This window comes from Arthrobacter cryoconiti, assembly GCF_020905375.1.
GTDB classification, from domain to species: Bacteria; Actinomycetota; Actinomycetes; order Actinomycetales; family Micrococcaceae; genus Specibacter; species Specibacter cryoconiti.
In genome coordinates this window covers 343975-357822 of the sequence record NZ_JAJJBU010000003.1, presented here as the reverse complement: position 1 = coordinate 357822, position 13848 = coordinate 343975, and the positions used below count along the sequence as shown (strand labels likewise).

10 protein-coding genes are annotated in these 13848 nt (G+C 59.1%); 8 read left to right on the top strand and 2 right to left on the bottom strand.

Annotated elements, in window-relative coordinates; translation table 11 throughout:
* Positions 1-44: 44 nt before the first annotated feature.
* Positions 45-1055 carry a biotin--[acetyl-CoA-carboxylase] ligase gene (locus tag LOH53_RS01820; protein ID WP_230066001.1) on the bottom strand — a complete coding sequence of 337 codons (1011 nt, stop codon included), beginning with the start codon at positions 1053-1055 and terminating at the stop codon, positions 45-47.
* Positions 1056-1515: 460 nt separating this feature from the next.
* On the opposite strand from LOH53_RS01820, the gene LOH53_RS01815 reads away from it, so the two are divergent.
* Together LOH53_RS01815 and LOH53_RS01810 are read left to right on the top strand one after the other, a co-directional pair.
* Positions 1516-3099, top strand: coding sequence for an acyl-CoA carboxylase subunit beta (locus tag LOH53_RS01815; protein WP_230066000.1), 1584 nt, complete (start codon positions 1516-1518; stop codon positions 3097-3099).
* Positions 3096-3311, top strand: a complete 216-nt coding sequence (locus tag LOH53_RS01810) for an acyl-CoA carboxylase subunit epsilon (RefSeq protein ID WP_230065999.1) — start codon at positions 3096-3098, stop codon at positions 3309-3311. The genes LOH53_RS01815 and LOH53_RS01810 overlap by 4 nt, the downstream gene beginning before the upstream one ends.
* A 47-nt stretch (positions 3312-3358) precedes the next feature.
* Here the strand turns inward: LOH53_RS01810 and LOH53_RS01805 are convergent, their stop codons facing one another.
* Positions 3359-5137, bottom strand: coding sequence for a molybdopterin-dependent oxidoreductase (locus LOH53_RS01805; protein WP_230065998.1), 1779 nt, complete (start codon positions 5135-5137; stop codon positions 3359-3361).
* A gap of 186 nt (positions 5138-5323) precedes the next feature.
* On the opposite strand from LOH53_RS01805, the gene LOH53_RS01800 reads away from it, so the two are divergent.
* The 6 genes from LOH53_RS01800 (at position 5324) to LOH53_RS01775 (ending at position 13611) form a co-directional block, all read left to right on the top strand.
* Positions 5324-6142 carry a Crp/Fnr family transcriptional regulator gene (locus LOH53_RS01800; RefSeq protein WP_230065997.1) on the top strand — a complete coding sequence of 273 codons (819 nt, stop codon included), beginning with the start codon at positions 5324-5326 and terminating at the stop codon, positions 6140-6142.
* Between the two features lie 123 nt (positions 6143-6265).
* Positions 6266-6505 (top strand): heavy-metal-associated domain-containing protein, encoded by a 240-nt coding sequence (locus LOH53_RS01795; RefSeq protein WP_230065996.1) that lies wholly within the window; start codon positions 6266-6268, stop codon positions 6503-6505.
* 34 nt (positions 6506-6539) lie between these two features.
* Positions 6540-8501, top strand: a complete 1962-nt coding sequence (locus tag LOH53_RS01790) for a heavy metal translocating P-type ATPase (protein WP_230065995.1) — start codon at positions 6540-6542, stop codon at positions 8499-8501.
* 94 nt (positions 8502-8595) lie between these two features.
* Complete coding sequence (locus tag LOH53_RS01785) at positions 8596-10326, top strand: FAD-binding protein (RefSeq protein ID WP_230065994.1); 1731 nt, start codon at positions 8596-8598, stop codon at positions 10324-10326.
* A gap of 32 nt (positions 10327-10358) precedes the next feature.
* Positions 10359-12068 (top strand): DUF885 domain-containing protein, encoded by a 1710-nt coding sequence (locus tag LOH53_RS01780; RefSeq protein WP_230065993.1) that lies wholly within the window; start codon positions 10359-10361, stop codon positions 12066-12068.
* Positions 12069-12177: 109 nt separating this feature from the next.
* A complete protein-coding gene (locus LOH53_RS01775) occupies positions 12178-13611 on the top strand; it encodes a dicarboxylate/amino acid:cation symporter (protein WP_230065992.1) in 1434 nt (477 codons plus the stop codon).
* Positions 13612-13848: the final 237 nt, after the last annotated feature.

The window sequence follows — 13848 nt, the reverse complement described above, 5'->3', positions numbered from 1 at the left end:
GGGGTCGGCACCGGATCAGGACCTGCTCGCCTTCAGCAAGCCAGCTACGCATAATCAATGCCGCCACCGCCGACGCGTCGCAAATGGACCACATCGCCGGCACTCACTACATGAACAGAACCGTCATCCCCGTGAATCTCCAATTCCCCCCGCAAATTTAGACCCGCCGCCGTGCCATAGAGCATGACCCCGCCCGGAAGCTCAGCACGCACACTCGTACCCAGGGTGCTCATGAGTCCTGAGGCCAGGCCGTGGATAGATTCTCCACCTGCCACGGGACGCCATGCGTCTCCCCCGACAGACACAAACCCGCGATACAAGCGAGCGAACCGGTTCAGATAGGCCGGCAGCAGTTGGTTCCGATCCAGTTGAGTGCCGCCCTCCAGCAAAAGGGATGTGGCCCGATCCACCGGCAATTGCTCTCGAGTCTGGCTGATGTTCACACCCGCTCCAACCACGACGGCGGGACCCTGCATCGGGGCCGACGGTACCCGTTCGGACAGAGTTTGCGCGGATTGCGTTTGCTCGGACGGCCTCTGCCCCGTTTGGGTTGGCACCTCCGGGGCTGATGCCGTTTGCTTGGGCACCCTCTGGACAGGCACCATCTGCGCCAAGATGCCGGAGAGTTTTCGGCCCTCAACCAAGACGTCATTGGGCCATTTCAGCACCGCCAAAACGCCCGACTCCTCGGTGACAGCCTGGCACAGGGCCACGCCCGCTATGACGGACAGCCACCCGTAACCACTAGAGGCAAATTGCGGAGCACCAATCTGCGCAGCACACTCCGAAGGTCGGAGCAAAACGCTGGAAATCATGGCCGTTCCGGCGGGAACTTCCCAGACGCGGTCCAGACGCCCCTTGCCTGCGACTTGGGAGTTAGCCATCAGAACACTGCGATCCGGAAAATTCTCCGGTTGAGAAGCCGCACTGTTGGCGAGTTCTGCGTTAGTGGAACCAATTTCATCAACCACGTCGACGCGCTGATACTCTCCAACGGGGCCCAAAAGGGAACGGTGCAGCGCTTCCGTATTCAAGGTTGGAAGTGTGCAGTTCATGCTCTCAATCCTATCCGGCTGGTGCCGGTGGACCGGCAGCTAGAAACTCGGACACGCCAAATCTCCACCCGAGGGCGCAGGACCAACCGCACTAAAACGTGAGTCAACGGCATGGCTATCGGCGTAAATTTAGACAACAAGCCAGCACTCATCCCTCGATTTCTAGCGGTGCCAGACACACCAGTCCCTCGCCCAGTACGTCCACTCGTACGTCTGGGAAGCGCGCCTCCGTGCGCCCACTTCCGGTCCACAACTGGCCTACAACTCCGGTAACATCTCGGGTCACATCTCGGGTCACGCTCTGACCGCGGTAGAAGAACCGAGACTGCGAACTGCCGACGTTGTAGGGTTCCTACACACACATTGGACATTTCCGTTATTAGACTGTCAGTAGTGTTTGCCCTTTTGTTCGGTTCCTACTTAAGGGTTGTCCGCCAAAATCTAGCAAGCCGGAGTATTGATGAGCCACGACCTTTCGACAACTGCAGGCAAGATTGCCGATTTCCGGGACCGGCTGGCTCAATCCGAAAAGCCCTCAGGTGACTTAGCCATTGAGAAACAGCATGCTAAGGGCAAGAACACGGCCCGCGAGCGCATCGATCTCTTAGTTGATCCGGAGTCCTTCGTGGAATTCGACGCTTTAGCCGTGCACCGCTCTCATGCCTTCGGCATGGAGAAAAAGAAGCCGTTGGGCGACGGCGTCGTTTCCGGCTACGGCACCGTTGATGGCCGCCTGATCGCCGTCTATAGCCAAGAATTCAGCGTCTACGGCGGCTCGTTGAGCCAGGTAAATGGCGAGAAGATCGTCAAGATCCAAGAATTTGCGCTCCGCAACGGCTGTCCGGTAGTAGGCATCAATGATGGTGGCGGTGCCCGTATCCAAGAAGGCGTTGCTTCGCTGGCCATGTTCGCTGATATCTTCCGCAACAACGTCCATGCCTCCGGAGTGGTCCCGCAGATCTCCCTCATCATGGGTCCGTGCGCTGGCGGTGCCGCCTACTCCCCGGCCCTGACCGACTACGTGGTCATGGTCGATAAAACCAGCCACATGTTCATCACAGGCCCGGACGTCATCAAGACCGTCACCGGCGAGGACGTGGATATGGAGACCCTCGGTGGCGCGCGCCAGCACAACTCCACCACGGGAACCGCAACCTATCTGGCCACCGACGAAGCTGACGCCATTGAATTTGTGCGCGAACTCCTAGACTTCCTTCCCTCCAATAACTTAGCTGAGCCTCCCGTCACCGAACACGACCAGGATGTGGAACACAGCGATTCAGACACCGCTCTGGATACATTGATTCCTGACTCCGCGAACCAGCCCTACGACATGCGTGCGGTGATCGAGCAAATCCTCGACGACGGCCACTTCTTAGAGATGCAGGCATTGTTTGCACCCAACGTCATGATTGGCTACGGCCGGATCGAAGGCCACACAGTAGGCATTGTGGCGAACCAGCCTATGCAGTTTGCTGGCACGCTCGATATCAACGCGTCCGAAAAAGCCGCCCGGTTTGTCCGCAATTGCGATGCGTTTAATATCCCCATCATCACTTTGGTGGATGTCCCTGGCTTCCTACCGGGCAAAGACCAAGAATTCCAGGGCATCATTCGTCGCGGCGCCAAGCTGCTCTATGCCTATGCCGAAGCCACCGTCCCAAAGCTCACTGTCATTACCCGCAAGGCTTATGGTGGCGCGTACATCGTTATGGGCTCGAAAAAGCTCGGAGCCGACCTAAACCTAGCTTGGCCCACTGCCCAAATCGGTGTCATGGGCGCCCAAGGTGCCGTGAACATCCTCTACCGTCGTGACCTCGCCGCAGTACAGGCCGACGGCGGCGACGTCGAGGCTCGCCGCGGCGAAATTGTGCGCAACTACGAGGACGAGCTCCTTAACCCGTACCAAGCTGCAGAACTCGGTTATGTGGACGCCGTGATTGCCCCGGCAGATACCCGCATCCAACTCATTAAGGGCTTACGTGCCCTACGCGACAAGCGGGCCAGCCTTCCTGCCAAGAAGCATGGGAACATCCCACTGTGAGCGATCACCCAACCAAAGAGCCGTTGCTCAAGGTGACCCACGGCAATCCCACCGCCGAGGAACTTGCCGCAGTGACCGCCGTCGTACTTGCTCTACAAAGTGGTGCCGACGGCGAAAGTGTCAAAGCGCCGTCAAGGTCCTGGGCCAGGCGCGCCCAACTCAACCTGCCGCCCAAGCCTGGTGCGGGATCGTGGCGTCGCTCCAGACACTAGTGTTTGTGCCCGCAGCTAGGGCGTAATACGCCTACACAGGGGCCAGCCTAAATCGACTGTCGGTAGCCGAAGAATTCGTGGTCGTTGTTATAGCCACCCTCCCCTCCACCCACCTCGGAGAAGTGTTCAACGAACTCAATTCCCTTGATCCACTTGACCAATTTGAACCCCAGTTGGACCTCGTTACGCAGCCGCAGAGGCGCGCCGTGCCCAAACGAGAGGTCGTCGTCGTTCATCTCATAGGCCAGCATGGTCAGCGGGTAGTGCATTTGCTCGATGGGTTGGGCGTCATAGTAGATCCCGCCGTCCGGACCGAGGGCAAACGAGTAGAAGATCACCCATTTCGCTTCCGGTTTGGGTTTGGCCAGTTCCAGGATCGTATTCATCGACACACCACCCCACTTGGCCACCCCCGACCAGCCCTGGATGCAAAAGTGCTGGGTGATTTGTTCGTGGTGGGCTAGGCCGCGTAACTGCGCGAGGTCCAGTTCCACCGGGTTCTCAACCAGCCCGTTGATGCGCAGCTTGTAATCTGCGAAGTTGCCTGCACGAAGTTGTTTGTACTCTTCCGTCTCCGGATATTTTCCGTTGTGCCAGAAGTAAGGCGAAATGTCTTTCTCGGTGTACTGGCCCGGCTTCGCATCGATGTGCTCGAACAGTTTCTGTGCGGGCCCAATCAACGCGTAACCGACTTTCTGTACCTTGCGCGGGAAGCGATAAGTAAGCGGTGAGGCACCAACCCACGCAACGATCATGACGATCAGCGACGCCGCGAAAATCCAGAAACCAACCCATGAGCCATCGTCACGCGCACCGTACATGTGATTGAGGTTTCGCAGGGCACCGGTGGTCAGCACCAAGGTGACGTGCACAAGGATGAACATCAGGAACCAGCAGAGCACTAAAAAGTGTAGGGTTCGGGCGATCTGGATGCTAAAGACCGAGCTGATCCACCGGAACCTGGTTGATAACGCCGGTGACATCCCCAGCCCCGTGATCAACGCGGCGGGTGCGGCTATGAAAACGGTCAGAAAGTAAGCGATCAGCTGCAGGCTGTTGTAGTTGACCCAGCCGTTTTCGATCGGCCAGTTCAAGGACAGGTACTGGATGGCGACCGAGATCGAGTTCGGGATGACATCCCAACTCCTAGGGATCAGACGCATCCATTGACCTGTGACGAAGATCAAGACCATGAAGACGAGCCCATTCAAGAGCCACAATGTATCAACCCCGAGGTGCCACCAACGGGCGAGCCCAATGGAATGGCGTCTACCCGGCAGCCCAACACCATTGGGCAAGGTGATGGAGTCCTGCTTCGCCGTATATAGCGGATCTGTAGGGATCGGCTTCTGGATACGAAACCAGTCCTTGCCAGGTGTGGAGTGACGGGTCATGTATAACCGGGGGTGGTCCGCGAGAATTGTTACGCCTGAACGGATAATGAAAATCATGAAAAAGGCGTTGAGGAAATGTTGCCAGCCCAGCCAGGCCGGAAATCCAACGGGAGCATCCGCCGGAAGCGCGGACTCTCCCGGATACCGGGTGATGAAGTCCTGCACGGCCGGCAGTTCACGCAGCCCCTTCGCAACGGCGATGCCCACGATCAGCAGGAGCACGCCGATCGGAATGAGCCAGAGCAGATTGAACCATTTATTCTTGCCCACGCGAATGCGTGGGGCTACTCCGAATTGCGGTGGGACACCACCGGCCCAATCCGCATCAACAACATCGTGCTCCTTCTTGACCAGTTCGGTTCTAAAGCTCTGAAGCACTGTTGGTGTGTTCTTTGCTGCTGGAGGGTTCGGCTCATCCGCTAAGGCGTCCATGTCCTGAACATAGCACTAGCAAAAAGCGCCTAGTTGGGCTGGGCCACGAACAGTGTTCACTTACGAGCGGTTCATGCACGAGCGCCGGATGCCTCGACGAGGAGAGCACGGGATGGACCTTTTGCCCTCGAGGTAGGGTTGCCCTTAACCAGCCGCGATCCACTAATCCTTGTTCGAGAGGGAAACATGAATCGTTCGAAATTGCCTGCCGAAGAGTCCGAGCTGGCTTTTGAGGTCGAAGGTACTTACGCCCATCGGCGCCACATTCCGTTGCACAGCACCTGTGCGCAGCCCCACCACTGCCCCAAACCGTTGCGGATGCAAGTTTTGGCACGAGTCCCAGTTTTTGCCGGCTTATCCAAAGACGAACTCGACAGCATCGACCAACGGACGGTTTCTCTTGCGTGGAGCGAAAGAGAGCTTTTATATACAGCGGGCGAACCGGCAGATTACGTCTATGTGTTGGCTGCAGGACAAGCCAAAATATTCCAGCCCGCCCCTAATGGACAAGACACCATTGTGGACATCCTTGCCCCCGGTGACCTTTTCGGCGGCCTGAGTATTTTGGGAGAGCCCCGCTACGCCGAAACGGCTCAAGCACTTGTCACCACCTGCGCGCTGCGCATGAACACTAGAGCGTTCCGCAAAGTGCTACTCGAGCACCCTACGGTCGCTTTGCGTCTGCTGGACAATGTCTCAGCGTTACTCGGTGCAGCCCGTTCGCAGGTCAGCCAACAGGGCGGGACTCCCGTCGTTGCCCGCGTCGCAACCACCCTATTGCGCCTAGCCGAGAAATTTGGCCAGCCCGGTGCCAGTGGTGACGGTACATTGATCCAGCTCCCCTTATCCCGGGCCGATCTAGCAGGCCTCACTGGTTCAACCCCGGAATCCGTTTCCCGAGTGATGAGCCAACTGCGCAAAGACGGCATTATCGATTCCGGCCGCCGCTGGACGTCCGTGCTCGATCCGGACAGGCTTGCCGCGATCCTTGAAACCCAGCCGTAGATCGCCACTAGAGCCCAAATTTACCGCTAATTGACGCCCGTCATGGTGCGTCTCGCGGCACCTCCGTAGCGTTGGAATTACCCCGATAAACGTTGGGGAATGCAAGCCTTGGAGGGCCCGATCATGAACACCACAACTCCCACCACCACCCATACGATTCTCCGCGCTGAGGGCTTCTCGTGCCCTTCCTGCGTATCGAAGATCGAGAAGTCGCTCCAGCGCCTGGCCGGTGTTTCCGCCGTCAAGGTCCAGTTCGCCTCTGCCCGCATCGAGATCGATCACGACGCCGCAGTGGCCAGTGTTGAGGATTTGGTTGCCGCGGTCGCCAAGGCCGGTTACGCCGCACATCCGGCCGCCTTTTAGGCACTCCCACCCAAATACCGGAAAGGCGAGCGCCATGAACACGTTCCGCACTTGGATCAACAACAGGTGGGCAATCCCGGTGATCTCCGGGTTGCTGATCATCACCGCGTTGGTGATCCTGCAAGTATCCCCCGCTAACACCGTCGGCAACGGTGTCATGGTCAGCGCCGCCGTGGTTGCTGGTGCCCGCATCGTGGTGAACGCAGTCCGGGCCCTCGGCGCGAAAATCGTCGGAATCGATCTGCTGGTCTCCGTTGCCGCAATTGGCGCGGTGATCATCGGTGAATATTGGGAAGCCGCTGCGGTGACTTTCCTCTTCGCGATTGGGCATGCTCTTGAAACTGCGACTCTGAACAAGACGCGATCTGCCTTGGCCGCTTTGGTTGCCGTGGCACCTGAGCTCGCCATCGTTTTGCGCCACGGCGAACAGCAGGAGATCCCTGCCGTTGCCGTGCTCATGGGGGAAACCGTCCTGATCAAAAATGGCGGCAAGGTTCCCGTCGACGGCGAAGTCACAGGCGGCACCGGCGCCCTCGATGAAGCATCGATCACCGGTGAATCCATGCCGGTAGAGAAGGTGATTGGTGACAGAGTTTTCGCTGGCACAGTCTCACAGGGTGGATTTTTGCAGGTCCGCGCAACGGGCGTTGGAGCTGACACCACGCTGGCACGGATCATCCACCGGGTTGAAGACGCCCAGGACGCCAAAGCCAAAACTCAAGTGTTCATGGACCGATTCTCCGCCTGGTACACACCCGCGATTATGGTCCTGGCCCTTGGGCTCGGGTTGCTCACTTCCGACGTCGTTCTGGCGTTGACATTGCTGGTCATCGGTTGCCCGGGCGCCCTTGTCATCTCCATCCCCGTCTCGATAGTTGCCGGCATTGGCCGCGCCGCGAAGGATGGCATCTTGATCAAGGGCGGAGAGTTCCTGGAAACTTCCGCGAAGATCACAGCCGTTGCTGTGGACAAGACAGGCACCCTGACGATGGGACGCCCGCAGGTCAGCGACGTGGTTGTATTGCATCCCGCGATGAGCCGTGAGCAGCTCTTGACGTTGGCAGCCCGCGCAGAGGCCGGCTCCGAGCATCCGTTAGCCCGCGCCATCATCGATGCTGCGGCACGTGAGGGCCGCAGCATCACCGGGTTGCCGGAGTCAACCGAACCTGTGCCGGGCAAGGGCATCGCAGTCACCACCACGGAGCACCGAATTCTGCTGGGCAATCTGGCGCTGCTGGCACAGTTTAAGATAGCCGACACGGCCGCTGCAACCCGCGTGGCCGATGAGCTGGCTCAGGCTGGCAGCACCCCCATGATCATTGCCGTTGATGACATCGTCGCTGGGGTTATCGGAGTCGCCGATGAGGTCCGCCCCGATGCCACCCAAATGGTCGTAAATCTCCACGCGGCAGGAGTTAAAAAGGTCATTATGCTCACCGGCGATGCACCGCTGGTAGCCAATGCCGTTGGGGTCCTCACCGGCGTCGATGAGGTTCGTGCCTCGCTGCTGCCCGAAGACAAGCTTGATGCCGTCGCCGCGCTCCAGGCGCAGGGGTACGTGGTGGCGATGGTTGGCGACGGCGTCAATGACGCTCCTGCACTGGCCACAGCGGACATCGGGGTCGCCATGGGGGCGGCTGGCTCTGCCGTGGCAGTGGAAACCGCTGACATCGCCCTCATGGGAGATGACTTGCTCAAACTGCCCGAAGCGATCTCCTTGGCGCGACGCACGGTGAATAATATGCGGCAGAACATCGCGATCGCACTCATCACCGTCTCCTTGCTGCTCCTTGGAGTGCTTCTGGGTGGAGTGAGCATGGCGATAGGGATGCTCGTCCACGAAGCGTCGGTGTTGATCGTCATTGTCAATGCCATGCGCTTGTTGCGTCCTAGCCGGAGCAACGCAGCTAGCGGTAAGACGGCGCTGAAGGCGACTCCCACAAGCGACCCGAACCGACGCACATCGCAGTTGCTAGCACCCACCACAAGACCATGAGCTACCCGCGTGCCAAGTTCTAGCAGAGCCCTAGAAGTTTAGCGCCCTAGAACTGTAGAACTGAAGACAGCAGTACTGAAGAAAGGGAAACATCATGAACGAGCGCATCATTTCAACTTCCGTTCTCGTCATTGGGACAGGTGGGGCAGGCCTGCGCGCCGCCATCGAACTTCGCCAGCAGGGTGTGGACGTACTCGCCGTGGGGAAGCGTCGCAAGCACGACGCCCATACGACCCTGGCTGCCGGTGGCATCAATGCCGCGCTCGGCACCATGGATCCGGCAGACTCTTGGCAACAGCACGCTGCCGACACCATCAAGGAATCCTATGATCTAGCGGATCCTCGGATCGTGAGCATCATGACAGAAAACGCGCCGGAGGGCATCCGGGAGCTGGAAGCGTGGGGGATGCCTTTCGCCCGCGAAGCCGATGGCCGCATCTCACAAAGATTCTTCGGCGCCCACACGTATCGCCGTACCTGCTTCGCAGGCGACTACACGGGTCTACAAATCCAGCGCACCTTACTCCGCCGTGCCGCAGCGCTGGACGTTCCCGTGATCGACACTGTCTACATTTCCCGGCTTTTGGTGGCTGAGAACCAGATCTTCGGCGCCTACGGGTTCGACGTCGTTGACGGTTCGCGGGTTCTCATCCATGCCGACGCCGTCATTTTAGCTACCGGCGGTCACACCAGAATTTGGCGTCAGACCACCTCCCGCCGGGATGAAAACACCGGAGATACTTTCCGTCTTGCGGCCTTGGCCGGCGCCCGGATCAGGGACGCAGAACTCGTGCAGTTTCATCCGTCGGGAATCATGGAACCTGCGGATGCCGCAGGCACACTCATCTCCGAGGCTGCACGCGGGGAAGGCGGCATTCTCCGCAACGCCTTAGGCGAACGCTTCATGTCGCGTTACGATCCAGAACGGCTGGAACTATCTACTCGTGATCGGGTGGCACTCGCAATTTCTACCGAGATTAGTGAGGGCCGGGGGACGCCAAAGGGAGGTGTGCTCTTGGACCTTACCCATCTACCCCGAGAAGTGATTCTGAACAGACTTCCGCGCGTGTACCGCAATATGCTCGACCTGCAAATGCTGGACATCACCAAGGACCCCATCGAGATCGCACCCACAGCGCACTATTCAATGGGCGGAGTCTGGGTGCGGCCAGAGGATCACGGCACGGACGTTGCCGGGCTCTACGCAATTGGTGAAGCTAGTTCAGGAACTCATGGCGCCAATCGACTGGGAGGTAATTCACTGGCAGAGTTATTGGTTTACGGACGCATTGTCGGAGCAGCAGCAGCTTCCTATTCGCGCGGGCTAAAGGCCCAGATCCGTAGTAGCCAAGCCATCAACGCGGCAAGCGAAGAGATCGATACCCTTTTGGCGGGTCGCGGTTTCGACAACGTCAGAAGCATGCAGCGCGCCATTCGTGACCTCATGAGCGAGCACGCTGGAGTCATCCGCAGCGAAGAGGGACTCATACAAGGCCTGAGCAAGCTCGACGCCGTCGAGGCCCGCCTTCCTGACCTGGCCGTTCACCCGGACATCGCAGGATTCGACGATCTCGCTCATGCACTTGACCTCATGGGTTCATTGATCGCCGCCCGGGCAACACTGGAATCTGCTCTGGCCCGCCGGGAAACTCGTGGGGCGCATAACCGCTCTGACTACCCAGAGCTTGACCCTGAACTAAAAGTGAACATGGTGTGGTCGCTTACGGGTGGTCTCACGGCGGAGCCCGTAGCCCCCACACCACCGGAGATCACTACTTTGATGAGCATGACCGAAGAGAGCGTCGTGGGCAAATTAGTTGAATAGTCAGCTCAGCTACGGCGGGTAGGCTCGGTGGCATGACCTTTGATCACGAGCCTCTGCTAAGGACCGTCACCACCATTGACCGGGCCGCCAACGCGTACACAGAACGACTGTTGGAACTGGATCCCGGCTTCGCCACTGAGCTGGGCAGGCCCGGACATGAAACCGAGTATCGGGATTACGCTCCGGCGGGGCTGAAGGCACGAGCTGATGCTGCCCGCGATACTTTGGCGCAACTTGCAGCGCTTGAACCCGTTGACGACGTAGATAAAGTGACACTACATGCCATGCGCGAACGGCTGGGTTTGGCGCTGGAACAACATGGTAGCGGCTGGCAGCTCGCCGAACTAAATAACATTGCCTCTCCCCCACAAGAGATTCGTGCCATCTTCGACTTGATGCCCACCGCCACAGTGGTTGACTGGGAGAACATTTCCGGCCGTCTCGCCAACGTTCCTGCTGCCGTAGACGGTTATATCTCTTCGCTTCGCGCAGGCGCCTCCAGCGGTTTGGTGGCAGCACGCCGTCAAGTTCTCACCGTAATCGAACAATGCGAACGCCATGCCAGCACAGATGGCTTCTTCGCCTCACTGGCCACCGGTGCTGCATTGGATTCAACCACACCTGACACGCCAGAATTACCGGCGGGATTGAAGTCCACATTGGTGGCGAATGCTGACCTTGCCCGCACGGGCTACGCCGCCCTCGTGTCATTCCTGCGCGATGACTTGCTTCCGCTGGCACCTGACGCTGACGCCGTCGGCCGGGAACGCTATGCTTTGGCATCGCGGGAATTCTTAGGCTCCGCCGTCGATCTTGAAGAAACGTATGCGTGGGGCGTTGCCGAGCTGGAGCGTGTCATTGGCGAACAATCTGCAGTGGCAAACGCCATCCAGCCAGGCGCGTCGATCGAGGAAGCTAAAGCCTTGCTAAATGGCGATCCAGCCCGCCAGCTCAAGGGCACTGAGGCTTTAACGCAGTGGATGCAACAGCTTTCCAATGCGGCTGTGGCAGATCTCGCTGGCGAACAGTTCGATATCCCGGAGGTCATGCGGACCCTCGAGTGCAAGATTGCGCCAACCCAAGACGGCGGTATTTACTACACGGGTCCATCAGAAGACTTCTCCCGCCCCGGACGCATGTGGTGGTCAGTGCCGGAAGGCGAGGAATCGTTCGCCACTTGGGCTGAGACAACCACTGTTTACCACGAGGGCGTCCCCGGCCACCATCTACAGGTCGCGACGGCAACCTACCAAAAAGGCCTACTCAACGACTGGCGGCGCAACGCTTGCTGGGTTTCGGGGCACGGCGAAGGCTGGGCGCTCTACGCTGAACGACTCATGGATGAGTTGGGCTACCTTTCCGACCCGGGAGACAAAATGGGCATGCTGGATGGTCAACGCATGCGCGCTGCCCGCGTGGTGTTTGACATTGGCGTGCACCTGGAGCTCGAGATCCCTGAGCAGTGGGGCACGGGTACATGGAGCGCTGAGGCCGGGTACGAGTTCTTGCGCAAAAACCTGGATATCTCCACCGGACAGCTCGACTTTGAGTTCAACCGCTATCTGGGCTGGCCAGGACAGGCGCCGTCGTACAAGATCGGCCAACGTCTCTGGGAAGAGATCCGCGACGCCCGTGCCCGTAAAGATGGTGCGGCTTTCTCTCTCCGCGACTTCCACACGCAGGCACTGAACTTGGGCTCCGTGGGACTGGATACGCTCAAAGAGGCTTTGCTGGAACACTAGGCCTGCTTGACCAAGGAGTGCGGCCGGTGCATGCCGCCGGCCGCACCTAGCCGTAACACGGGGCAACACAGATTCTTGGACACTCTCCTCTGCCACCTACCGTTATCTCATGACTTCAACTGTTAACACTCCCAAAGTGCAGAGGCTCCCCCGGTGGCTGGGCAACTTCGGTGTCCAAATCGTTCTCGGACTCGTTGCCGGACTGATCCTGGGGCTGATCGCCCGCAACCTCAGCAGCGATGATCCCAAGGCAGCTCCGAACGCGCTGACGGCAACGTTGACGATCATCGGCTCTAGTTATGTTTCCCTGTTGAAGGCAGCGGTCGTCCCGCTCGTGTTCACCGCCGTCATCTCCTCGATCGCCAACCTGCGCCAGGTCGCCAATGCGGCGAGGCTGGCGTGGAACACGCTGCTCTGGTTCGCCATCACCTCTCTGATTGCCGTCTCCATTGGCATTGTGTTGGGACTTGTGTTCCAACCCGGCGCTGGCACTGGCCAGCCGACTCCGAAGGACTACGCTGGCAAGTCCGGGGATTGGTGGGCTTTCCTCACGGGCCTCTTCCCCTCAAACTTCTTGGGCCTTGAGGCATCCACCAAGGCATCCGACGCCGGTGCACTCGCCACCAGCGTGAACTTCAACGTTCTCCAGGTCTTGGTCATCGCGATCGCCATTGGCATCGCAGCATTGAAGGTTGGCAAGGCTGCTGACCCCTTCCTCAAACTCAACGGATCTGCTCTGGCGGTCATCCAGAAAGTCTTGTGGTGGATCATCCGCCTAGCCCCGATCGGGACCGTCGGTTTGATTGGAAAAGCAGTTGCCAGCTACGGCTGGACCACCATGGGAGCGTTGGGCAAGTTCTCCATCGCCATCTATGTTGGCCTAGCGCTGGTGCTTTTCGTGGTGTATCCAATCCTGATCAAGTCACACGGCCTTTCCATCAAGCAGTTCTTCTCGGGTGCCTGGCCGGCGATCCAGCTCGGCTTCGTCTCCCGCTCCTCCATCGGCACGCTGCCGTTGACCGAACGTGTGACGGAGCGAAATCTCGGCGTTCCCCGGGCGTACGCATCTTTCGCCGTACCACTTGGAGCCACCACCAAAATGGACGGTTGTGCCGCCATCTACCCGGCTGTCGCCGCCATCTTTGTGGCACAGTTCTTCGGGATCCAGCTAGATCTGGGCCAGTACCTGCTGATCGTTTTGGTGTCCGTGCTGGGCTCCGCGGCAACTGCCGGAACCACCGGGGCCGTCGTCATGCTCACCCTCACACTCTCCACGGTGGGGCTGCCGTTGGCCGGCGTGGGGCTGCTGCTCGCCGTCGATCCCATCTTGGATATGGGCCGCACGGCCATCAACGTTGCCGGGCAAGCGCTAGTCCCCACGATCGTGTCCAGGCGTGCGGGTATTCTCAACGAAGACCTCTATAACGCTGCTCGCAATGGCAACCCTTTCGCGGATGACAGCACCGAACTGCTGGCGGAGGCCACCGCAGAGAAGAACGACGCCGGCGAGCCAGGTTCCGGCCGCGAACTCAGCAGCGTTTAGCCAGCATAAGACGATCTTTAGAACTGTTCGCCGTGACCCTCATGTGTCTCTGCGCTGTGACACTCGTTTTTCTCTGCGCCGTGCCTACAATGACCAGATCCTTTGGGGAGAATCTGGTGGAAAGACAGTAGGACTCGCGCTTGGCGGCTCTTGCCAGCACAACTTTTGTTGAGCGTGCTGGCAAGAGTTTGCCCATTGGCCCCGTAGGATTCTTCTCAGGAACGACTCCCGGCCGCG

Bases quoted from the DNA above. Each gene is read 5' to 3' on its own strand.
- LOH53_RS01820 (WP_230066001.1), bottom strand. From the start codon at position 1,055: ATGAACTGCACACTTCCAACCTTGAATACGGAAGCGCTGCACCGTTCC.
- LOH53_RS01815 (WP_230066000.1), top strand. From the start codon at position 1,516: ATGAGCCACGACCTTTCGACAACTGCAGGCAAGATTGCCGATTTCCGG.
- LOH53_RS01805 (WP_230065998.1), bottom strand. From the start codon at position 5,137: ATGGACGCCTTAGCGGATGAGCCGAACCCTCCAGCAGCAAAGAACACA.
- LOH53_RS01800 (WP_230065997.1), top strand. From the start codon at position 5,324: ATGAATCGTTCGAAATTGCCTGCCGAAGAGTCCGAGCTGGCTTTTGAG.
- LOH53_RS01795 (WP_230065996.1), top strand. From the start codon at position 6,266: ATGAACACCACAACTCCCACCACCACCCATACGATTCTCCGCGCTGAG.
- LOH53_RS01790 (WP_230065995.1), top strand. From the start codon at position 6,540: ATGAACACGTTCCGCACTTGGATCAACAACAGGTGGGCAATCCCGGTG.
- LOH53_RS01785 (WP_230065994.1), top strand. From the start codon at position 8,596: ATGAACGAGCGCATCATTTCAACTTCCGTTCTCGTCATTGGGACAGGT.
- LOH53_RS01780 (WP_230065993.1), top strand. From the start codon at position 10,359: ATGACCTTTGATCACGAGCCTCTGCTAAGGACCGTCACCACCATTGAC.
- LOH53_RS01775 (WP_230065992.1), top strand. From the start codon at position 12,178: ATGACTTCAACTGTTAACACTCCCAAAGTGCAGAGGCTCCCCCGGTGG.